Below are 23,054 nucleotides of genomic sequence, written 5' to 3'. Positions count from 1 at the left end.
GCGTCGCTCAGTCCAATTCCATTTTCATACTGAGTAACTCCAATTTAAAGAGAAAAACCGAATGACAACTTCAGCTCAATTCCAGCAACTTGCATCTCAAGGCTACAACCTGATTCCTGTATACCGCCAGCGTCTAGCCGATACAGATACTCCTTTATCTATCTTTGCCCGTCTGAAACAATACCAACAGGCTTATCTGTTCGAATCTGTTGAAGGGGGAGAGAACTGGGCACGCTATTCAATTATCGGTCTAGGTGAATCCACTGTATTCTCCTGTAATGCGGGTGAACTGACTGTTCAGCATCCAGATGGCTCTATTGAAAAACAGCACTGTGCCGATCCATTCCAGTATATCCGTGACTTTCAAGCACAGTTTAAAGTACCTACTCAGGTGGAACTTCCAGCCTTACCAAGCTTTACTGGTGGTCTTGTCGGTTATTTTGGTTATGACTCAGTACGTTATATCGAACCTAAGCTAAAAAATGTGCCTGAAGCCGATCCTGTAGGCTTGCCAGATATCTGGATGATGCTGTCCAAAACCGTCATCGTATTCGATAACCTGAAAGATACTCTGTTCCTGATTGTACATGCCGATGCAGCTGATCCGGCAGCTTATGATAAAGCGCAGCAGCAGCTGGATGAACTGGAAAATATTCTGGCGACACCGGTAAGCCTGAAAGTAGAAAAACATACAGCACCGCATTTTGAGTCTTTAACTGGACATGACAACTTTATTGCCTCTATTGAAAAGGTAAAAGAGTACATCCGTGCCGGAGATGTGATGCAGGTGGTGCCAGGCCATCGTATGGTTTCTGATTTCGATGGTGAGCCTTTACAGGTCTATCGCGCATTACGTCACCTTAATCCATCGCCTTATTTGTTCCTGGTACAAGGGCAGACCCTAGAAAACAATACGCCGTTCCATATTGTGGGTTCTTCGCCTGAAATTCTTTCTCGTCTGGAAAATGGCATTGCGACTGTTCGTCCACTGGCGGGTACGCGTCCACGTGGCAAGACCAAAGAAGAAGATCTGGCACTGGAAAAAGATTTGCTGTCTGATGAAAAAGAAATTGCTGAGCACTTAATGCTGATTGACTTGGGCCGAAATGATGTCGGTCGTGTATCCAAAATCGGTAAAGTACAAGTCACTGATCAAATGGTGATCGAACGTTACTCGCATGTGATGCACATTGTGTCGAATGTACAAGGTGAAGTACGTGATGATGTCGATGCACTGGATGTTTTTAAGGCAACTTTCCCTGCGGGAACACTTTCTGGTGCGCCAAAAATTCGTGCCATGGAAATTATTGACGAAGTTGAGCCAGTAAAACGCGGAATTTTTGGCGGCGCTGTCGGTTATTTAGGCTGGCATGGTGAAATGGATATGTCGATTGCCATTCGTACCTGCGTGATTCGTGAAAATAAGGTCTATGTTCAGGCCGGAGCAGGGCTGGTTGCGGACTCAAATCCTGAGTCAGAATGGAATGAAACCCAAATAAAAGCTCGTGCAGTGATCAAAGCGGTTGAATTATCATCAAACGGATTGATTTTGTGAGTTTTTGGCGTTTTTTTTGAAAAAAACACTTGCATGGATTCTGAGTTTTGCTAAACTGCACACCGTTCCGATACGAAACGTACGAAACACTAAGAAACGCCGGCATAGCTCAGTTGGTAGAGCAACTGACTTGTAATCAGTAGGTCCACAGTTCGAATCCGTGTGCCGGCACCATCTTAGAGAGTTTGGGGTGTGAAGTAAAGAACGACACTGATGTAAGTGTAAAAATGGTGAGGTTCCCGAGCGGTCAAAGGGGGCGGACTGTAACTCCGCTACGAAAGTTTCGAAGGTTCGAATCCTTCCCTCACCACCAATTTTAAGACTTCAAAGTGGCAAGTACCAACATCGTGCGGGAGTAGCTCAGTTGGTAGAGCGGCAGCCTTCCAAGCTGCATGTCGCGAGTTCGATCCTCGTCTCCCGCTCCATTGTTTGAAGTGCTAATATTTGCTCTTATAGCTCAGTGGTAGAGCACTCCCTTGGTAAGGGAGAGGTCTCGAGTTCAAATCTCGATAAGAGCTCCAGATTACAGTTTGGCAACGTGGTTGCAAAAATATTTCAAAAGCAGGCTATTTAGTCTGCTTTTCAAGTATTTGGTGTTTGGTTTTTTTTAAACGATATGTCGGAGCTGGGTTTTACTCAGAATTGTGTTCGACGTAAACGAGGAAGATTAACATGGCTAAGGCTAAGTTTGAACGTAATAAGCCACACGTTAACGTGGGCACAATCGGTCACGTTGACCATGGTAAAACAACTTTAACAGCTGCGATTGCAACTGTATGTGCTAAAAAATTCGGTGGTGAAGCGAAAGACTACGCTGCAATCGACTCTGCACCAGAAGAAAAAGCACGTGGTATTACAATTAATACTTCACACGTAGAATACGATTCTCCAACTCGTCACTACGCTCACGTAGACTGCCCGGGCCACGCCGATTATGTTAAAAACATGATTACTGGTGCTGCTCAGATGGACGGCGCGATCCTTGTATGTGCTGCGACTGACGGTCCAATGCCACAAACTCGTGAACACATCCTGCTTTCTCGTCAGGTAGGTGTACCTTACATCGTTGTATTCTTGAACAAATGCGACCTTGTAGACGACGAAGAGCTTCTTGAACTGGTTGAAATGGAAGTTCGTGAACTTCTTTCTACTTACGACTTCCCAGGTGATGACACTCCTGTAATCCGTGGTTCAGCACTTGCTGCACTGAACGGTGAAGCTGGTCAATACGGTGAAGACGCGGTTGTAGCTCTTGTTGAAGCGCTTGACTCTTACATCCCAGAACCAGAACGTGCAATCGACCAAGCATTCTTGATGCCAATCGAAGATGTATTCTCAATTTCTGGTCGTGGTACAGTTGTAACTGGCCGTGTTGAAACTGGTATCATCAAAGTTGGTGAAGAAGTTGAAATCGTAGGTATCAAAGACACAGTTAAGACTACTGTAACTGGCGTTGAAATGTTCCGTAAACTTCTTGACGAAGGCCGTGCTGGTGAGAACTGTGGTATCTTGCTTCGTGGTACTAAACGTGAAGACGTACAACGTGGTCAAGTACTTGCTAAACCAGGTTCTATCAAACCGCACACTAAATTCGATGCAGAAGTATACGTACTTTCTAAAGACGAAGGTGGTCGTCACACTCCATTCCTTAACGGTTACCGTCCACAGTTCTACTTCCGTACAACTGACGTAACTGGCGCGATTTCTTTGAAAGAAGGCGTTGAAATGGTTATGCCTGGTGACAACGTAGAAATGTCAGTAGAACTAATCCACCCAATCGCAATGGACCCAGGTCTACGTTTTGCGATCCGTGAAGGTGGTCGTACGGTTGGTGCTGGTGTAGTTGCTAAAGTAACTGCATAATCATAGAATAGAAAATAAGCTGGAGTTTCGGCTCCAGTTTATCTACAGGCCAGTAGTTCAATTGGTAGAGCGTCGGTCTCCAAAACCGAATGTTGGGGGTTCGAGTCCCTCCTGGCCTGCCAAGTTTTTTCAAAAGACGCTTGATGTCGGCAAAACTGGTCATATAATAAGTCGCGAAACCTACGACGAGTACAAAAATGTCGAATGATAAATCACGCGACGCATTAAGCGAAGCGGCAATTCCTCAAAGAAATAATCCTGCTGTAGATGTAAGTTCTGGTTCTCCATTAGACATTGTTCTATGGGTTATCGCCTTGATTTTATTGGTCGGTGCTATGATGGTAAACCAATATTTACCTGCATACTGGGCGCCTGCGAATGATATTTGGGTGCGCGTTGGGGTAATTTTGACTTGTATCGTTGTGGCATTCGGTTTATTATACGCCACCCATCAAGGCAAAGGCTTTGTTCGTCTTCTTAAGGATGCACGAATCGAGTTACGTCGAGTGACCTGGCCTACTAAACAAGAGACTATGACCACATCTTGGCAAGTCCTTGCTGTTGTAGTGATTGCAGCCATTGTTCTATGGTGCTTTGACTATGTTTTAGGCTGGTTAATGAAGTTTATTATCGGGTAAGAGAGCTATGAAACGTTGGTACATTATTCATGCCTATTCGGGTTATGAAAAACAAGTGATGCGTTCGCTTAATGATCGAATCCAGCGTAGCGCTGTTGCCGATAGCTTTGGTGAAGTCCTTGTTCCTACCGAAGAAGTGGTAGAAATGAAGGATGGCAAGAAGCGTAAATCAGAGCGTAAGTTCTTTCCTGGCTATGTATTGGTCGAAATGGAAATGAACGATGACACTTGGCATATTGTGAAAGAATGTCCAAAAGTGCTGGGCTTTATTGGCGGTACGGCTGAAAAACCGGCTCCAATTACGCAAAAAGAAGCTGATGCAATCCTTGCACGTGTACGCAATACTGGTGAAGCACCGCGTCCTAAGACCATGTTTGAACCAGGTGAAGAATTACTCGTAATTGACGGTCCATTCACTGACTTTAAAGGTGTGGTGGAAGAAGTGCTTTACGACAAGTCACGCTTAACGCTGACTATTAACGTATTTAACCGACCAACTCAGGTTGAACTGGAATTTCGTCAAGTCGAAAAAACAGTTTAATTTGTTCGGGTTGAAAACGCCTGATTTGCGTGCAAATCAGGCATTGTTATTGTAACGGTATCGTTACTTGAAATCATTGGGGAGCCTAGCGGCGTTTGCACCCAGAGGTAATTTGAAATGGCTAAGAAGATTGACGGCTATATCAAGCTGCAAGTTCCAGCTGGTAAAGCGAATCCATCTCCACCGATTGGTCCTGCACTAGGTCAACGTGGTGTTAACATCATGGCATTCTGTAAAGAATTCAATGCTGCTACACAAAAAGTTGAAGCTGGCCTGCCAATTCCAGTCGTGATCACTGTGTACAACGACAAGTCGTTCACATTTATCATGAAAACTCCACCTGCTGCTGTTCTTCTTAAGAAAGCTGCTGGTATCCAAAAGGGTTCTTCTGTACCTAACAAAACTAAAGTTGGTAAGTTGACTCGTGCTCAATTGGAAGAAATCGCGACTACTAAAGAACCAGATTTAACTGGTGCTGATTTAGACGCGCGTGTACGTACCATCGCTGGTTCTGCACGTTCTATGGGCTTGGAAGTGGAGCTATAAGACATGGCAAAGTTAACTAAACGTCAAAAAGCCATTGCTGCTGCTGTAGAAGCACATAAAGTTTACACTTTAGAAGAAGCTGTAGAAGTTCTTACTAGCCTTCCAGCTGCGAAATTCAAAGAATCTTTGGACATCGCTGTAAACCTAGGTGTTGACCCTCGTAAATCTGATCAGGTTGTTCGTGGCGCGACTACTCTTCCTGCAGGTACTGGTAAAACTGTACGCGTAGCTGTTTTTGCTCAAGGCGCTGCTGCTGAAGCTGCGAAAGAAGCTGGTGCAGACGTTGTTGGTTTCGACGATCTTGCTGAAAGCATCCAAGGCGGAAACCTTGACTTCGACGTAGTGATTGCTGCTCCTGATGCAATGCGCGTTGTTGGTAAACTGGGTACGATTCTTGGTCCACGTGGTTTAATGCCAAACCCTAAAGTGGGTACTGTAACTCCTGACGTTGCGACTGCAGTTAAAAATGCAAAAGCTGGTCAAGCACGTTACCGTGTAGACAAAGCGGGTATCATTCACGCTGCGATCGGTCAAGTAGGTTTCTCTGCTGAAGCTGTTCGTCAAAACGTTGAAGCTCTTGTAGCTGACCTTAAGAAAGCAAAACCTGCTACTTCTAAAGGTGTTTACATCCAGAAGATCACTCTAAGCTCTACTATGGGTCCTGGTCTGATCGTTGATGTAGCAAACGTTTCTAAATAAGTTTTAAACTTATACAGAATTTTAAAGCCCTGAGTAAAAATCAAAGCGCTGCTTTGATTTTTACGCAAGAAACGCTCCGTCTCTTGCGAACTTAGGCAGACTTTGAATTGATAAATGTAAATTTATCAGCGTCAAAGACCTCAGGCGAGGGGAGTTTTATGCTTCTTTCTTAATATTCTAGCCTGCGTAGACGCGGTGGTGTGATTTGTTCATCCTCCGCGTGTGATTTCAGAGATGAATTCACGAATTGGGAGTGTGCTTGTATCAGGCACATAAATCACCGTTAGGAGGTTTTACAATGGCTCTTCTTATTGAAGGCAAAAAACAGATCGTAGCTGAAGTAAGTGAAATTGCTTCTACTGCATTTGCCGCTGTTGTTGCTGACTACCAAGGTTTAACAGTTGAGCAATTAACTGCTCTTCGTGTTGAAGCTCGTAAACTAGGTGTTAAAACACGTATCGTGCGTAACACTCTGGCTAAACGCGCTCTTCAAGATACTCAATTCAATATCTTGAACGACAGCCTTGTTGGCCCAACAATCTTAGCTTTCTCGACTTCTGAAGACGACATGGGTGCAGCTGCACGCTTGTTCGAAGAATTCGCAAAAACTAACAAAGCATTCGAACTTAAAGCTGCTGCATTTGATGGCAAAGTTTACGAAGGTGCTGAAGTTAGCGTAATCGCGAACCTTCCGAACCAAGAAAAAGCGCTTACTATGCTTGCAAACGTTCTTCAAGCTCCTATTTCGAAATTGGGTCGCCTTATTACTGCGCTCAAAGAGAAAAACGAGTCAGAAGCAGCTTAAGCTTAAATTTATTTCCACACCATTCAATTTCCATTTGGAGTTATTCTCATGGCTTTAACTAACGAAGAAATCCTAAACGCAGTTGCAGAAAAAACTGTTCTTGAACTTGTTGAACTAATCTCTGCTTTCGAAGAGAAATTCAACGTATCTGCTGCTGCTGTTGCTGTTGCTGCTGCTCCTGGCGCTGCTGCTGCTGCTGAAGAACAATCAGAATTCAACGTTGAGTTAACTTCTTTCGGTGCTAACAAAGTTGCTGTAATTAAAGCAGTTCGTGAAGCTACTGGTCTTGGCTTGAAAGAAGCTAAAGACATGGTTGAGGGCGCACCTACAGTTCTTAAAGAAGGCGTTTCTAAAGAAGAAGGCGAAGAGCTTAAGAAAAAACTTGAAGAAGCTGGTGCTACAGTTACTCTTAAGTAATTTCTTAAAGGAGCCGGTTTTTTATAATCGGCTCCAAAAATTGGCTGATGGCTCTTGGGTCATCAGCCTTTTTGCGTTACAATAATCGGCTCGATTTTTGTTTGCATGATATAAAATTCATACAAATTAAAAATAAACATAATGAACAAACGCTTACCAATATTTTTCATTAAAAAAATATTGTTAAGCGTTTTAATACCACTAAAAATTGCAGCATTTGTAAAGAGTGGTGGCCATATCGGCCAGCGTAATTCCTTCTGAGCCCGTTCTGCAGGCGGGCTTGGTTTACACTTTCCGAGGACTCCAGATGGCATACTCATATACCGAAAAGAAACGGATCCGTAAGAATTTTGGTAAATTGCCTAGCGTCATGGATGCTCCGTACCTGCTCGCGATTCAAGTCGACTCGTACAGAACATTCTTACAAGATGGCAAATCACCAAAAAACCGCGAAGATATCGGTCTCCAAGCCGCATTTCGTTCAGTTTTTCCTATTGAAAGTTATTCTGGCAATGCTGCTTTAGAATTCGTTGAGTATAGTCTTGGTAAGCCTGAGTTTGATGTACGCGAATGTATCCTTCGTGGCTCAACTTATGCAGCACCAATGCGCGTAAAAATTCGTTTGATCCTGAAAGATCGCGAAACTAAATCAATCAAAGACGTACGTGAACAAGAAGTTTACATGGGCGAAATGCCGCTTATGACAGACAACGGTACTTTCGTGATTAACGGTACCGAGCGTGTAATTGTATCGCAATTGCACCGTTCACCGGGCGTATTCTTTGACCACGATAAAGGCAAGACTCACTCAAGCGGTAAAGTCCTTTATTCAGCTCGTATCATTCCTTACCGTGGTTCATGGTTAGACTTTGAATTCGATGCCAAAGACCTGGTCTACGTACGTATTGACCGTCGTCGTAAATTGCTTGCGACTGTGGTGCTTCGTGCGTTGGGTTATGCCAACGAACAAATTCTCGACATGTTCTACGAGAAAGTACCTGTGTATCTGGACATGGGTAGCTATCAGATTGACCTTGTTCCAGAGCGCCTGCGCGGCGAAATGGCACAGTTCGACATTGCTGACAAAGACGGCAAAGTCATTGTTGAACAAGGTAAACGTATTAACGCACGTCATGTACGTCAAATGGAAGCATCTGGTCTTGAGAAGCTTTCTGTTCCTGATGAGTACCTGTACGAACGTATCACTGCTGAAGACATCCCACTGAAAGATGGTGATGTGATTGCAGCCAATACTGTTCTGAGCCATGAAATCATGGTGAAAATTGCAGAAGGCGGCGTGAAACAGTTCAATATCCTGTTTACTAACGATATCGACCGTGGTCCGTTTATTGCGGATACATTACGTGCGGATACCACAGTAAGCCGTGATGAAGCGCTTGTAGAAATCTACAAAGTCATGCGTCCAGGTGAGCCACCAACAAAAGAAGCTGCTGAGAATCTGTTCAACAACCTGTTCTTCTCTTCTGAGCGTTATGACCTGTCTCCAGTGGGTCGTATGAAGTTCAACCGTCGTTTGGGTCGTCCTTACGAAGTGGGTACTGACCAGAAGTCACGCGAAGTTGAAGGCATTCTCTCGAACGAAGATATCACTGATGTATTAAAAACATTAGTAGAAATCCGTAACGGTAAAGGTGAAGTCGACGATATCGACCACTTGGGTAACCGTCGTGTTCGTTCTGTGGGTGAAATGACCGAGAACCAATTCCGTGTAGGTCTGGTTCGTGTAGAGCGTGCGGTTAAAGAACGTCTGTCTCAAGCTGAAACGGATAACCTGTCTCCGCAAGACCTGATCAATGCGAAGCCAGTGGCTGCTGCAATCAAAGAATTCTTTGGTTCAAGCCAGTTGTCTCAGTTCATGGACCAAAACAACCCGTTGTCTGAAATTACACACAAACGTCGTGTATCAGCACTTGGGCCTGGTGGTTTGACTCGTGAACGTGCGGGCTTCGAAGTACGTGACGTACATCAAACTCATTACGGTCGTGTATGTCCAATTGAGACTCCTGAGGGTCCAAACATTGGTTTGATCAACTCGCTGTCTGTTTATGCGAAATGTAACAACTTCGGTTTCCTAGAAACTCCATACCGTAAAGTGGTTGATGGCCGCGTAACTGATGACGTTGAATACCTGTCTGCGATTGAAGAAGTAGGTACTGTGATTGCACAGGCCGACTCTGCAGTAGATAAAGATGGCAACCTGTCTGAAGAATTCGTTTCTGTACGTCACCAAGGTGAATTCGTACGTATGCCTCCTGAAAAAGTGACGCATATGGACGTATCTGCTCAGCAGGTTGTATCTGTAGCAGCATCACTGATTCCGTTCCTTGAGCACGATGACGCCAACCGTGCATTGATGGGTTCGAACATGCAACGTCAGGCTGTTCCTACGTTAATTGCTGACAAACCACTGGTTGGTACCGGTATGGAAGCGAACGTAGCACATGACTCTGGTGTATGTGTAATCGCGAAACGTGGTGGTCGTATTGAATTTGTTGACGCTTCGCGTGTTGTAATTCGTGTCAACGAAGACGAAATGGTTGCAGGCGAAGCAGGTGTAGATATCTATAACCTGATCAAATACACACGTTCTAACCAAAACACTTGTATCAACCAGAAAGTTCTTGTGAACCTGGGCGATAAAGTAGGTCGTGGTGACGTTCTGGCTGACGGTCCATCAACTGATGGCGGTGAGCTTGCGCTTGGTCAAAACATGCGTGTAGCGTTCATGACCTGGAATGGTTACAACTACGAAGACTCGATCTTATTATCTGAGCGTGTTCTTCAAGAAGACCGTTTAACGTCTATTCACATCCAGGAACTTTCATGTGTTGCACGTGATACCAAATTGGGTGCTGAAGAAATTACTGCCGATATTCCGAACGTGGGTGAAGCAGCGCTTTCTAAACTGGACGAGTCAGGTATCGTTTACATCGGTGCTGAAGTGACTGCGGGTGACATCCTGGTAGGTAAAGTAACGCCTAAAGGTGAAACTCAGTTAACTCCTGAAGAAAAACTGCTTCGTGCAATCTTCGGTGAAAAAGCGGCTGACGTAAAAGATTCTTCTTTACGTGTTCCATCGGGTACTAAAGGTACTGTGATCGACGTTCAAGTGTTTACACGTGACGGTCTTGAGAAAGACGAACGTGCTCAGGCAATTGAAAAAGCTCAGCTTGATGCTTACCGTAAAGACTTGAAAGAAGAATACAAAATCTTCGAAGAAGCAGCACGTGAACGTATTGTACGTCTGTTGAAAGGTCAGGAATCTAACGGTGGCGGTACCACTAAACGCGGTGACAAACTGTCTGAAGAATTGTTATCTGGTTTAGAGCTTGTTGATCTGCTTGATATCCAACCAAGTGATGAAGCAATTGCTGAACGTTTAACTCAAATTCAAGTGTTCCTGAAAGAGAAGAGTCTTGAAATTGATGAGAAATTTGCTGAGAAAAAACGCAAACTTTCTACAGGTGACGAACTGACAACTGGCGTATTGAAAGTTGTTAAGGTTTACCTGGCAGTTAAACGTCGTATCCAGCCTGGTGATAAGATGGCGGGTCGTCACGGGAACAAGGGTGTAGTTTCTAACATCCTGCCTGTTGAGGACATGCCGCACGATGCCAATGGTGTACCAGTAGATATCGTACTGAACCCGCTCGGTGTACCATCACGTATGAACGTGGGTCAGATTCTGGAAACTCACTTGGGTATGGCTGCTAAAGGTCTTGGCGATCAAATCGACAAGATGCTGAAAGAACAGCGTACAGTTCTTGAACTGCGTGATTTCCTAGACAAGATTTATAATAAGGTTGGCGGTCAGCAAGAAGATCTTGACAGCCTGACTGATGAAGAAATCTTGAAACTGTCTGGTAACCTGCGTAAAGGTGTTCCTCTGGCAACTCCAGTATTTGATGGTGCTGAAGAAGGTCAGATCAAAGAATTACTTGAGCTTGCTGGCTTGTCACGTACGGGTCAAACTGTATTGTACGATGGCCGTACTGGTGAACGTTTCGATCGTCCTGTAACTGTAGGTTACATGTACATGCTGAAATTGAACCACTTGGTTGACGACAAGATGCATGCGCGTTCTACTGGTTCTTACTCTCTAGTAACGCAACAGCCGCTGGGTGGTAAAGCACAATTCGGTGGTCAGCGTTTCGGTGAGATGGAAGTCTGGGCACTGGAAGCATACGGTGCAGCATATACGCTTCAAGAAATGCTTACTGTGAAGTCGGATGACGTTGAAGGCCGTACCCGTATCTATAAGAACATTGTAGATGGTAACCATTATATGGACCCAGGTATGCCTGAATCGTTCAACGTATTGACCAAAGAGATCCGTTCTTTAGGTATCAACATTGAACTGAAAAATGGTGACTAATTAATCCCCCCGGCCCCCTTTTTCAAAGGGGGAGTTCCTTTCTTTAGTAAAGAGGGGTTAGGGGAGATTCCAAATTTCAGTTAAAAAACAATATTTGTGACCCAGTCGGGAAGTGAAAATCTCCCCGACACACGGAGAAAAAAATTGAAAGACTTGCTCGATATCATGCGCAAAAAGACGGATTCCGACGGTCATGCTCCAGTAGAGTTTGATCGCATCCGTATTGGTCTTGCGTCACCAGAAATGATTAAGTCGTGGTCTCATGGTGAAGTTAAAAAGCCAGAAACCATTAACTACCGTACGTTCAAACCAGAACGTGACGGTTTATTCTGTGCCAAAATCTTTGGTCCAGTAAAAGATTACGAATGCTTGTGTGGTAAATACAAGCGTATGAAATACAAAGGCGTCATTTGTGAAAAATGTGGCGTTGAAGTAACAACTGCGAAAGTTCGTCGTGAGCGTATGGGTCACATCGAGCTTGCGTCTCCAGTTGCGCACATCTGGTTCCTGAAATCACTGCCTAGCCGTATCGGTCTTTTATTAGACATGACACTACGTGATATCGAACGCGTATTGTATTTCGAATCTTATGTTGTCACTGACCCAGGTATGACTCCATTTGAGAAATACCAACTTCTTAACGATGAAGAATATTTCAATGCGTTAGAAGAACACGGTGACGAATTCACCGCGAAAATGGGTGCAGAAGCAGTTCAAGACTTGCTTAAAGATATCGATCTTGAAGCTGAAATTGCGCGTCTACGTGAAGAAATTCCAAATACAACTTCAGAAACTAAGCTTAAAAAAGCCTCTAAGCGTCTGAAATTGATGGAAGCATTTAACGATTCGAACAACAAGCCAGAATGGATGGTGATGAACGTACTTCCAGTACTTCCACCAGATCTTCGTCCGCTTGTACCACTTGAAGGTGGTCGTTTCGCGACTTCTGACCTGAACGACCTTTACCGTCGTGTGATCAACCGTAACAACCGTTTAAAACGTCTTCTTGATCTTGCGGCTCCAGACATCATCGTACGTAACGAAAAACGTATGTTGCAAGAATCTGTAGATGCATTGCTGGATAACGGTCGTCGTGGTCGTGCGATTACTGGTTCTAACAAACGTCCGCTTAAATCTTTGGCAGATATGATCAAAGGTAAACAAGGTCGTTTCCGTCAAAACTTATTGGGTAAACGTGTCGATTACTCTGGTCGTTCGGTAATTACCGTAGGTCCAAGCCTGCGTTTACACCAATGTGGTCTTCCTAAGAAAATGGCGCTTGAACTGTTCAAGCCATTCATCTTTGCGAAACTGCAAGCATCTGGTCAGGCTACAACCATTAAAGCTGCGAAGAAAATGGTTGAGCGTGAAACTCCAGAAGTTTGGGACGTTCTAGCATCAGTCATTCGTCAGCATCCAGTGATGTTGAACCGTGCGCCGACGCTTCACCGTCTAGGTCTTCAAGCATTTGAACCTATCCTGATTGAAGGTAAAGCGATCCGTCTTCACCCACTCGTATGTGCTGCGTTCAACGCCGACTTCGATGGTGACCAAATGGCGGTACACGTACCATTAACACTTGAAGCTCAGTTAGAAGCTCGTGCGTTAATGATGTCGACCAACAACATTCTGTCTCCAGCGAACGGTGAGCCAATCATCGTACCGTCTCAGGACGTTGTCTTGGGTCTTTACTACATCACTCGTGATGCGGTAAATGCTAAAGGTGAAGGCATGGTGTTCGCGGATACTGACGAAGTAAACCGTGCGCTTGCGACTGGTCAGGTGGATATGCACGCTCGCGTGAAAGCACGTGTACACCAAACCGTGATCAACGAAAACGGCGAGCGTGAACAGCAAACGATTATCGTAGATACGACTCCTGGTCGCTGTCTGCTTTGGGAAGTTGTGCCTGAAGGTATGGACTTCCAGCAAATTAACGTTGAGATGACCAAAAAGAACATCTCTAAGTTAATCAACTCTTGCTACCGTAAACTGGGTCTGAAAGACACTGTTATCTTCGCTGACCAATTGATGTACCTTGGCTTCCGTCAAGCGACTCGTTCTGGTGTTTCTGTTGGTATGGAAGACATGGTCATTCCACCACAAAAACAAGCGATTATCGGGAAAGCAGAAGCTGAAGTTCGTGAAATCGAACAACAGTTCGAACAAGGTTTCGTAACTGCTGGCGAACGTTATAACAAAGTGGTCGATATCTGGGCGCGTACTAACGACCAGGTAGCGAAAGCGATGATGGACAACTTGTCATTCACAACTGTTAAGAACAAACAGGGTGAAGACGAGAAACAGAAATCATTCAACAGCATCTACATGATGTCTGACTCTGGTGCCCGTGGTTCCGCAGCTCAGATTCGTCAGTTGGCTGGTATGCGTGGTCTGATGGCGAAACCGGATGGTTCGATCATTGAAACGCCTATTAAAGCGAATTTCCGTGAAGGTCTGACAGTACTTCAGTACTTCATTTCAACACACGGTGCGCGTAAAGGTTTGGCCGATACAGCACTGAAAACAGCGAACTCTGGTTACCTGACTCGTCGTCTGGTAGACGTTGCGCAAGATTTGGTCATCACTGAGCCGGATTGTGGTACGTTGTCTGGTCTTGTCATGACTCCGTTCATTCAAGGCGGTGACGTGATCGAGAACCTGGGTACTCGAGTACTAGGTCGTGTAGTAGCTGAAGATGTGAAACGTGCGGGTACTGAAGAAGTTATTCTGCCGCGTAACACATTGATCGACGAAAAACTTGCAAACTACCTGGAAGAGCAAGGTGTCGACGAAGTTAAAGTACGTTCAGTGGTATCTTGTGAATCTACTTTCGGTGTTTGTGCGAAATGTTACGGTCGTGACCTTGCACGCGGTCACTTGGTAAACCCAGGTGAATCTGTAGGTGTTATGGCTGCTCAGTCGATTGGTGAGCCGGGTACACAGTTAACCATGCGTACCTTCCACGTCGGTGGTGCTGCGAGCCGAACTTCTGCTGCAAACAGCGTACAAGTTCGTAATAAAGGTACTGTACGTTTCCACAACGTGAAAACTGTACAACATGCCAAAGGTCACTTGGTATCAACTTCACGTTCAGGTGAAATCGGTATTGCAGATGACTTAGGTCGTGAACGTGAACGTTACAAACTGCCATATGGTGCGTCTATCTTGCTGAAAGATGGCGAAGCTGTAGAAGCAGGCGGTATCGTAGCGACTTGGGATCCGCATACACATCCACTGGTTACAGAAGTTGCCGGTAAAGTTCGCTTCAGCCAAATCGCTGATGGTGTAACTGCAACATCGAAAACTGATGATGCAACTGGTATGACCACTGTTGAAATCTTGCCTGTAACAGCACGTCCTGCTTCTGGTAAAGATTTACGTCCAGCTGTTGTGCTTGACACAGTAGATGGCGGCGAACAGTTCTACTTCTTGCCACAAAACACCATTCTTTCTGTCCGTGATGGCGAAACTATTGGTGTGGGTGACGTAATTGGTCGTGTACCACAAGAATCTTCACGTACTCGTGATATTACCGGTGGTCTACCACGTGTTGCTGACTTGTTCGAAGCACGTAAACCGAAAGAACACGCAATCCTTGCAGAAGTATCAGGTGTTGTAAGCTTCGGTAAAGAGACTAAAGGTAAAAACCGTCTAGTCATTACTCCGGATGATGGTTCTGAGATCTACGAAGAACTGATTCCGAAATGGCGTACCATTAACGTGTTCGAAGGTGAACATGTGAACCGTGGTGAAACCATTTCTGATGGTCCACAGAACCCGCATGACATCTTACGTCTGAAAGGTGAAGTGGCGTTGACCAACTACATCGTGAACGAAGTTCAGGACGTTTACCGTCTGCAAGGTGTAAAAATCAACGACAAGCATATTGAAGTGATCGTACGTCAGATGCTGCGTAAAGTGGACATCACTGACGGTGGCGATACAAGCTTCATTAAAGGTGAACAAGTGGATTACATCCGTGTGATGCAAGAGAACCAAGCTGTTCTTGCGCAGAACAAGTTCCCTGCGAAGTTTGAACGTCAATTAATGGGTATTACCAAAGCCTCGCTTTCTACTGACTCGTTCATCTCTGCTGCATCGTTCCAGGAAACCACTCGTGTGTTAACTGAAGCGGCTGTAACAGGTAAAGAAGATGATCTACGCGGTCTGAAAGAAAACGTAGTTGTAGGTCGTCTGATCCCAGCGGGTACAGGTCTGGCTTACCACTTAGAGCGTCGTCGTCAAGAAGCAGAAGCTGCAGAATTTGAACTGCACAATGACTTCTCTGATGTAGACCAAGCGTTGAGCCAAGCATTCAGCGATGAATTTAACGGTCTGTAATTAGCCGCTAAATCATTTTAAAAAGCCACCTTCGGGTGGCTTTTTTATTTCCCAAATTATTCATATTTATATCGCTAGAAAAGGTCAAATGATCTGGAAGTTACTTATCCTAAATATAGAGAAATCATCAATAGAACATGATCTTTCATGCGCTCTTTACAAAATAAATCATGAGGGGTAAGCATCCGGCTAACACAGCCTTACCAAGCGATCCTATAAGCCTTAATTTAGTTCCCACCTAAAAACAAGTGGGGACTTAATCCATGAACATGGATATATATTCAGCAACACCTCCTGTTGCTAAAAAACGCCGAAAATACAGCAAAGAATTCAAACTCAGTATTGTCAATGCCTGAAAAAATCCTAATACCTCGATCGCTTCGGTCACACTGCAACATAGTATTAATGCCAACCTTGTCAGTCGTTGGATCAGGATCTTCAGCCATCATGAGGGTGCCGTGCAGGATCCTACTCATGTGAATCCAGCATTTATTGCTTTGCCTTACACTGCTGCAATCAGCCAACCTATTGATGAGAGGATCACGTTGTGTATCACCGTGCCTCATACGAATAATGATATTCAGCTAAAATGGCAGACATCAGAAATACCTGCCTTGGCAGAATTACTCAAGGCACTTGCAACATGATCCGCATTGATGAAATCTGGTTGTCTACTCAGCCCATGGACATGCGTGCAGGTATGGATACGACCATGGCTCAGGTGGTGAGAGCCTTTGGCTACATCAAACCGCATTGTGCTTACCTGTTCTGTAATAAACGTGGCCATCGCATGAAAGTGCTGGTACATGATGGATTGGGCATCTGGCTGTGTGCCCGGCGGCTGGAACAGGGCAAATTTCACTGGGCTCAAGTTCACCAAGGTGAAACCGTGGCCCTCAGCCCGGAACAGTTACAGGCACTGATCCAAGGTTTGCCCTGGCAGCGCATTGGACGACAGCAGGTGGTGACGATGCTTTAAACCAGGCTCGACCATTCTGCTATTCTCCAAACGTTCTATTTCATTCTTCTCATGACCTCAGGCATACTGCGGTCATGAATACGCTGCCTGACTTAAGCCAACTGACCCATGAACAACTGCTGGAATTCACCAGGCAGTTGGCGCTGCAGCATCAGTCTCTAGCACAATCAAACCAACAATTGGATGCCAAAGTTCAACATCTTTCTATTCTCAATCAAAAATACGAGCATGAACTGGCGCTGTTTAAAAAGCACAAATTCGCCCAAAAGAATGAACACTTAACGGCAAAACAAATCCATCTCTGGGATGAAGCGGTTGAAGAAGATATTGCCGCGGTTGATCTAGAACTGGAACGGCTAAATGCAGATAAAACCAATGCAGCGACACAGAAAGCCAAAACCAATAAACCTAAACGTCGACCACTGCCAGATCATCTACACACCATCCGTATTGAGCATGAACCTGCATCAACCCAATGTGCTTGTGGCTGCCAACTCCGTCGTATCGGCGAAGATGTCAGTGAAAAACTGCATTTCAGACCGGCACAGTTCTATAAGGAACAGCATGTGCGTGGTAAATGGGTCTGTGATCAGTGTGACACTCTAACTCAGCAAGCGATGCCCGCCTATGTGATTGATAAAGGCATTGCTTCACCTGAATTGCTCAGCCATGTGCTGGTATCGAAGTATGCCGATCATTTGCCGCTGTACCGTCAGCGCCTGATCTATCAGCGGGCTGGCATTGATCTGTCCAGATCCACTTTATCTGATTGGATAGGTCGCTGCGGTGTAGAACTGGAACCTCTGGCCAATGCCTTAAAAGAGGTGGTGCTGCAACAGCGGGTGCTGCATGCAGATGAAACACCGGTCACCATCATGCGGATGGGTGAGAATAATAAAAAACCGAAGAAAGGTTATGTCTGGGCCTATGCCACCACACAGTATAATCCAGTTCAGGCGGTGATCTATGACTTTCAGGATAGTCGTTCAGGCCAGCATGCTGAAGAGTTCTTGAAAGGCTGGCAGGGCTATCTAGTCTGTGATGATTACAGTGGTTATAAAGCACGTTTTAAATCAGGCCAGGTGATTGAGGTGGGGTGCATGGCCCATGCACGTCGTAAATTCCATGAACTGCATGTAACTGGGAAAAGTCAGGTTGCTGAACAGGCCTTAGTGCTGATTCAGAAACTGTATGCGATAGAAGCAGAACTCAGGAAAAAGACCGATGGTACAGCGGAAGACCGCCGCGAATACCGACAACAGCATAGTCAACCAGTGATGCAACAACTATATGAATGGCTCAACCAACATCATCTGACAGTGCCATCGAGTTCTCCCACCGCCAAGGCTATCAATTACACTCTGAAGCGTTGGCCAGCCTTAAGCCGCTATCTGGATGATGGCAATCTACCGATATGCAACAATTGGGTAGAGAATCAGATGCGTCCCTGGGCGTTGGGACGCAAGAACTGGCTGTTTGCAGGTTCGCTGCGCAGTGGTCAGCGAGCGGCAAACATCATGACTTTAATCCAGTCAGCAAAGCTGAATGGCTTGGATCCGTATGCCTATTTAAGTGATGTGCTGAAAAGGTTACCGACACACAAAGTGACCCAAATTGAAGAATTGCTGCCGCACTGCTGGAAACCTAAATCGAATTAAAAAATAGGTATGGGATTCAGCGGACGCTTACCATGAGGGTTTCAAGATTTAACATCTTGTTATGAATCGCTCCTTAAAATCAGGTTAATCTTAAGTCAAAGCACGAAGGAAGGCCAAGATCATGAAAAAGTTAATGAGCGTAATGGCTGTTGCAACTATCTCTACTTTTATGTTGGCAGGCTGTGAAAATATGTCTGCTAAAGATCAGCGTATTGGCGCAGCTGCGCTTGGTGGTGCAGTGGGTGGTGGTGTAGGTAACAGAGTGGGTGGTGGTGTTGGTGCAGCAGTTGGCGGTGGTGCGGGTGCAGCAGTCGGCAGTAAAGCTCAAGGCGGTTCAAACCGTAATGCGACCTATAGCGGTGTCGGTGGTGCTGTAGGTTCTGCTGTGGGTAAAAGCATCTTTGGCGGTACAGGTGGTGCTGCAATTGGTGGTGCCATCGGTGGTGGTGCTGGTGCAGCGATCGAACAGAATAACCGTCGTCGTTAATCGACAGAACTATCCTCCAGATAGATTTAAAAGCGCCTCAATGGCGCTTTTAGTTTATTCAATTTCGTTATTTAGCTTCTCGAGGCTCGAGGTTTGCCTTTACTCTGTTTAAGGCGGATATAAACGGTCTTTTGTACCTCAGCGATACGCACACCGGAATCATCATAAATATTGAGCTGATACTGGCGATAAACCGGCCTATGGTCAGCTGCCAGTTCTTTCACTGTTTGCACTTCCTGCCTAGAAATCCGGATGTCCGCATAGACCGTTCCACGTCCTGGCGCTAGAAACTGAATGGTAGAGCTTTTATCCCAGACAATGTATTTCGGGCCCAGATGGTGCATCAGTAATAACATATAAAAAGGGTCGACCATGGAATACAGGCTACCACCAAAATGTACTCCGACAATATTCTGATTCTTGCGAGTCAGTGGCATTTTCACGCGAACGTGATAATTGGCAAAGTCCATTTCATCAATGACAATTCCTGCTCCACGATAGGGGGCATAGCGATTCAGGATAAATTTGGATAACAAAGGCAGTTGCTGAATTTTTCGTAATAGGCTCATGCGGATATTCTTTTTTCTGGTCTTGTATGCATACTAGAACAACAAAAATAAGCTGGCATTGATAAATCGTGCCTATTTCAACAATAAAAGAGTCAATCAGCGAATAAGGATGCATCTATGCAAAGACATAGCCAGTGGGTAGATACCAGCGATCATCAACGTCTCTATGTAAAAACCTGGGGCGAGCCTGAACAGCCGGTTTTGGTGCTGGTTCATGGTTATCCTGACCATCAGGATGTTTGGGAAGCGGTGATTTCTCACCTCGTTCAGGATTATTTTGTAGTGACTTATGATGTACGCGGAGCAGGAGACTCCAGCGTTCCCAAGAAAATTCGGGATTATCGTCTGGAACGTCTGTGTGCAGATTTAGAGCAAGTGGTTGATCAGGTCCTGCCGGGACAAGCTTTCCACCTCGCGGCTCATGACTGGGGTTCAATCCAGGCTTGGGAAGCAGCCACCGAACCTAAATTTAAAGGTCGGATTTTGTCTTTTAGCACCATGTCAGGCCCATGTCTGGATCATGCGGCTTTCTGGATGCGTGAACAGTTTAAACAGCATAAGGCCAAGTTTTTTAAACAGATGACCCAATCCTGGTATATCGCGGTATTCCAGCTACCTTTTATAGCACCTATAGCATGGGATTTCTTTAATGCAGAACGTTGGGGCAAAATGATCAGTCAGCTGGAACAGCAGGAAAATCTGCCCCTAAACCAGAATATTGTCAAAGACGGCAAATATGGCGTCAATCTGTATCGGGCGAACTTTTTGCCGCGTTTATCTCGACCTAGACAGCGTTTTGCGGTCTGTCCGGTACAGGCAATCGTGCTCAAAAAGGACCAGTTTGTTGGTCCGGATCTGATTGATGAAATGCCAAAATGGGTAGAAGATTTTTCCCGGGTAGAACTGAATGCCAATCACTGGGCGATTTTGAGCCAACCGGAACAGGTGGCTCATCTGATTCATAATTTTATTCAGCAAAAATTAACAGCGGCCACTTGATACGGAGATTGGGAATGTGACTAGGCAAGGGATAAGTGGAAGAATTTTTATCCGGATTTTCTGATAAAATAGCCGTTTTCTCTCATTCCCAATTCATTATGTTCGCAATTCTTGCTGCTATTGGAGTCATGTTTGGACTCTCATTGGCACGTGTACCTGTGGTTTTTGCCCTGGTCATTGGTGCTGTTACGGGTGGTTTGCTGGCAGGTCTTGGCCTCCAGGGAACTTTAGACGCATTTAACAATGGTCTGGGTGGTGGCGCTAAAATTGCCTTGGCTTATGGCATCCTGGGTGCCTTTGCTTTGGCCTTGGCACGTTCCGGTCTGCCTGACTTGCTGGCCTACAAAATGATTACTACCTTAAAAGGTGAGGCATCAGAAAAGGCACAGAACAAGGTTAAATATCTGATCTTCTGTACCGTGGCATTGGCTGCCGTTTTCTCGCAAAACGTGATTCCGGTACACATCGCCTTTATTCCGGTTCTGATTCCACCGTTATTGCTAGTATTTAACCATCTGAAGCTGGATCGCCGTTTGGTGGCCTGTCTGCTGACCTTTGGTTTGGTGGGAACATATATGCTGGTTCCAGTCGGTTTTGGTGCCATCTTCCTGAACGATATTTTGGGCCATAACATCAATACCTTTGGTAAGCCCTATGGCTTTGAGATTACTTATGACCAGATTCCCGCTGCGATGGCGATTCCGGTCTCAGGTATGTTCGTGGGTTTGCTGGTGGCCATGTTTATCAGCTACCGTAAGCCGCGTCTGTATAGAGATATCCATGTGGAACAGCAGCAAAGTATCTCTGCTGAACTGGGTGTAGAACAAAAATCAGCAAAGCCACAAATTGCTAAATTCACTATCTGGATGGCAGCAGTTGCTGTCTTTGCAACCCTTGCAGTACAGCTCTATTCAGATTCGATGATTCTTGCCGGTCTGGTCGGTGTAGCGATCTTAAGCTGTGCCGGAATCTTTAAATGGAAAGAAGCAGACGATGTGATCATTACCGGTATGCGTATGATGGCCCTGGTTGGTTTTATTATGATTGCCGCGCAAGGTTTTGCTGCCGTAATTGAAGCGACTAATCAGGTACCAGCCTTAGTCGAAGCTTCGGTGAACTGGATTGGCGATAGCCAGGCACTGGCTGCTTTCCTGATGTTGTTGATTGGTCTGTTAATTACATTAGGGATCGGTTCATCATTCTCGACTGTTCCAATTCTGGCGATTATTTATGTACCGCTCTGTATTCAATTTGGTTTTAGTCCTGCGGCAACTATTGCGATCATCGGGACTGCGGCTGCTTTGGGCGATGCCGGTTCTCCAGCATCAGATTCAACCCTAGGCCCAACATCCGGTCTGAATATGGATGGTCAGCATGACCATATGAAGGATAGTGTGGTTCCAACCTTCATTCATTTTAATATTCCACTTATGATTTTTGGATGGATTGCAGCCATGGTTCTGTAAGTCAATTTTAATCTGCTCTGATATAAGTCGGAGCAGATTTGCCTAGATTTAAAATAAATTATAAGATGTATTTAAAATATATATTTAAATATAAAATTAATATAAACCTGATTATTTTACTCTGAATATTATTATATTAACCTGATTAATTTACTGGGTATTTAAAACCAACCAATATAGTAGATTTAAAATAAATATTTAATAATTACATATACTTAAATAATAAATAAAATTTAGTTTTATAATCTCTATTGCATATTAATTTAAGCCATGTTTATTATTAGTTAAGAAATATTTTCTTAATAATTATTCTTCCCTTGGGGTATTTTAAAATGTTAAAGCAAATAGCTCTAATTGCATTAATGGGTCTTTCAGCATCTGCGATGGCAGGGCAATGGCAAGTGAAAGTGGGGGCTTCTGTATTAGCACCTACTCAGGAAACTGACCTGATTCCTGGTGTAGTTGAAGATGCTAAAGCAAGTAGCGAACTCAATTTTACTCCTTCAGTCGAATATTTCTTCAATGACAACATTTCAGCCGAATTATTATTGGCTACCCCATTTAAACATGATGTTGAGATGGCGGGTGATGTGAAAATTGCATCATTAAAACATCTACCACCAACAATCACAGCCAAATATAATTTTAAAAATTCAAGCCGCTTTACTCCATATATCGGTGTAGGTGCTACAGTATTCATTCCATGGGATGAAGAATTTAGCCAAACTGCAAAAGACGCATTAGGTGTAGCAAAGCTTGATGCAGATGTTGCTTATGGGGTAGCTGGCCAAGTCGGTTTTAACTTCCAGCCAGCGGATGCAAAAAACTGGGGTGTCTTTGTTGATGCACGTTATGCAGACTTAGATACAGATCTGGAAGCAAAGGCTGCTGATGGGACAAAAATTAATTTAGGTGAATTTGGAATCGATCCTTGGGTTTATACGATCGGTTATAGCTATAAATTCTAAGCTCCAATTTTTGGGTTTACTTTTTCCAAAAGCTTCATCAAGAATGGGGCTTTTTTCAAAATAACAACGATTTATAACGTATTGAAATTGAGCAGATTGGCAATACTCAAATATATTAAAACGA

At 44.7% G+C, this 23,054-nt stretch carries 18 protein-coding genes, 5 tRNA genes and 1 pseudogene; 22 read left to right on the top strand and 2 right to left on the bottom strand.

The genetic code is table 11. The features are described 5' to 3' along the window. Nucleotides 1-61 precede the first annotated feature (61 nt). The 13 genes from trpE to rplL all read left to right on the top strand — a co-directional run bounded on the left by trpE (nt 62) and on the right by rplL (nt 7,064). Nucleotides 62-1,555 carry an anthranilate synthase component I gene (trpE, locus tag C3F22_RS13230; protein ID WP_104426700.1) on the top strand — a complete coding sequence of 498 codons (1,494 nt, stop codon included), beginning with the start codon at nt 62-64 and terminating at the stop codon, nt 1,553-1,555. Nucleotides 1,556-1,653: 98 nt separating this feature from the next. Next, nucleotides 1,654-1,729 (top strand) — tRNA-Thr (locus C3F22_RS13225). 55 nt (nt 1,730-1,784) lie between these two features. After that, nucleotides 1,785-1,868 (top strand) — tRNA-Tyr (locus C3F22_RS13220). Between the two features lie 36 nt (nt 1,869-1,904). Next, nucleotides 1,905-1,980, top strand: a tRNA-Gly gene (locus C3F22_RS13215). A gap of 21 nt (nt 1,981-2,001) precedes the next feature. After that, a tRNA-Thr gene (locus C3F22_RS13210) sits at nt 2,002-2,076 on the top strand. 151 nt (nt 2,077-2,227) lie between these two features. Next, on the top strand, nt 2,228-3,418 hold the full coding sequence (gene tuf / locus C3F22_RS13205) for an elongation factor Tu (protein ID WP_004781663.1): 1,191 nt from the start codon (nt 2,228-2,230) through the stop codon (nt 3,416-3,418). Between the two features lie 46 nt (nt 3,419-3,464). Further along, a tRNA-Trp gene (locus C3F22_RS13200) sits at nt 3,465-3,540 on the top strand. 75 nt (nt 3,541-3,615) lie between these two features. Beyond that, nucleotides 3,616-4,056, top strand: a complete 441-nt coding sequence (gene secE / locus C3F22_RS13195; protein ID WP_104426699.1) for a preprotein translocase subunit SecE — start codon at nt 3,616-3,618, stop codon at nt 4,054-4,056. Between the two features lie 7 nt (nt 4,057-4,063). Further along, nucleotides 4,064-4,597 carry a transcription termination/antitermination protein NusG gene (gene nusG / locus C3F22_RS13190; protein WP_005232530.1) on the top strand — a complete coding sequence of 178 codons (534 nt, stop codon included), beginning with the start codon at nt 4,064-4,066 and terminating at the stop codon, nt 4,595-4,597. Nucleotides 4,598-4,714: 117 nt separating this feature from the next. Further along, entirely contained in the window at nt 4,715-5,143 is a 429-nt protein-coding gene (gene rplK / locus C3F22_RS13185) for a 50S ribosomal protein L11 (RefSeq protein WP_004781668.1), read from the top strand. A gap of 3 nt (nt 5,144-5,146) precedes the next feature. Further along, entirely contained in the window at nt 5,147-5,842 is a 696-nt protein-coding gene (gene rplA, locus C3F22_RS13180) for a 50S ribosomal protein L1 (protein WP_104426698.1), read from the top strand. Nucleotides 5,843-6,140: 298 nt separating this feature from the next. Continuing rightward, complete coding sequence (gene rplJ / locus C3F22_RS13175) at nt 6,141-6,647, top strand: 50S ribosomal protein L10 (protein ID WP_004781671.1); 507 nt, start codon at nt 6,141-6,143, stop codon at nt 6,645-6,647. 48 nt (nt 6,648-6,695) lie between these two features. Next, nucleotides 6,696-7,064 carry a 50S ribosomal protein L7/L12 gene (gene rplL / locus C3F22_RS13170; RefSeq protein ID WP_004781672.1) on the top strand — a complete coding sequence of 123 codons (369 nt, stop codon included), beginning with the start codon at nt 6,696-6,698 and terminating at the stop codon, nt 7,062-7,064. Between the two features lie 62 nt (nt 7,065-7,126). Here rplL and C3F22_RS18290 read toward each other — a convergent pair whose 3' ends face one another. After that, a complete protein-coding gene (locus C3F22_RS18290; RefSeq protein WP_034170979.1) occupies nt 7,127-7,378 on the bottom strand; it encodes a hypothetical protein in 252 nt (83 codons plus the stop codon). Here C3F22_RS18290 and rpoB point away from each other — a divergent pair. From rpoB to C3F22_RS13135, 6 genes and pseudogenes are all read left to right on the top strand, one after another. Further along, nucleotides 7,372-11,460: a DNA-directed RNA polymerase subunit beta gene (rpoB, locus tag C3F22_RS13165; protein ID WP_004781674.1), complete on the top strand. Its 4,089-nt coding sequence runs from the start codon at nt 7,372-7,374 to the stop codon at nt 11,458-11,460. The two genes, C3F22_RS18290 and rpoB, sit on opposite strands and share 7 nt — an antisense overlap. A 144-nt stretch (nt 11,461-11,604) precedes the next feature. Beyond that, nucleotides 11,605-15,804: a DNA-directed RNA polymerase subunit beta' gene (gene rpoC, locus C3F22_RS13160; RefSeq protein ID WP_004781676.1), complete on the top strand. Its 4,200-nt coding sequence runs from the start codon at nt 11,605-11,607 to the stop codon at nt 15,802-15,804. 263 nt (nt 15,805-16,067) lie between these two features. Next, a pseudogene (locus C3F22_RS18605) lies at nt 16,068-16,451 on the top strand (transposase). After that, the gene (gene tnpB / locus C3F22_RS13145; RefSeq protein ID WP_000618091.1) at nt 16,448-16,783 is read left to right on the top strand and encodes an IS66 family insertion sequence element accessory protein TnpB; all 336 of its coding nucleotides are present in this window, start codon (nt 16,448-16,450) and stop codon (nt 16,781-16,783) included. The pseudogene C3F22_RS18605 and the gene tnpB overlap by 4 nt, the downstream one beginning before the upstream one ends. 74 nt (nt 16,784-16,857) lie before the next feature. Beyond that, nucleotides 16,858-18,441 (top strand): IS66-like element ISAba25 family transposase, encoded by a 1,584-nt coding sequence (locus C3F22_RS13140; protein WP_005080957.1) that lies wholly within the window; start codon nt 16,858-16,860, stop codon nt 18,439-18,441. 121 nt (nt 18,442-18,562) lie between these two features. Continuing rightward, nucleotides 18,563-18,928 (top strand): DNA transfer protein p32, encoded by a 366-nt coding sequence (locus C3F22_RS13135; RefSeq protein WP_034170980.1) that lies wholly within the window; start codon nt 18,563-18,565, stop codon nt 18,926-18,928. 71 nt (nt 18,929-18,999) lie between these two features. Here the strand turns inward: C3F22_RS13135 and C3F22_RS13130 are convergent, their stop codons facing one another. Beyond that, the gene (locus C3F22_RS13130; protein ID WP_104426697.1) at nt 19,000-19,497 is read right to left on the bottom strand and encodes a DUF4442 domain-containing protein; all 498 of its coding nucleotides are present in this window, start codon (nt 19,495-19,497) and stop codon (nt 19,000-19,002) included. Nucleotides 19,498-19,614: 117 nt separating this feature from the next. On the opposite strand from C3F22_RS13130, the gene C3F22_RS13125 reads away from it, so the two are divergent. From C3F22_RS13125 to C3F22_RS13115, 3 genes are all read left to right on the top strand, one after another. Beyond that, nucleotides 19,615-20,496, top strand: coding sequence for an alpha/beta fold hydrolase (locus C3F22_RS13125; protein WP_104426696.1), 882 nt, complete (start codon nt 19,615-19,617; stop codon nt 20,494-20,496). 98 nt (nt 20,497-20,594) lie between these two features. Then, nucleotides 20,595-21,962, top strand: coding sequence for a Na+/H+ antiporter family protein (locus C3F22_RS13120; RefSeq protein ID WP_004781683.1), 1,368 nt, complete (start codon nt 20,595-20,597; stop codon nt 21,960-21,962). A gap of 332 nt (nt 21,963-22,294) precedes the next feature. Next, on the top strand, nt 22,295-22,930 hold the full coding sequence (locus C3F22_RS13115; RefSeq protein WP_104426695.1) for an OmpW/AlkL family protein: 636 nt from the start codon (nt 22,295-22,297) through the stop codon (nt 22,928-22,930). The last annotated feature ends 124 nt before the right edge of the window (nt 22,931-23,054 follow it).

Origin of the sequence: Acinetobacter sp. ACNIH1 (assembly GCF_002934695.1) — a bacterium.
Classification (GTDB): Bacteria; Pseudomonadota; Gammaproteobacteria; order Pseudomonadales; family Moraxellaceae; genus Acinetobacter; species Acinetobacter variabilis.
The sequence above is the reverse complement of the archived record's forward strand: the minus strand, read 5'-3'. Positions and strand labels throughout refer to the sequence as shown.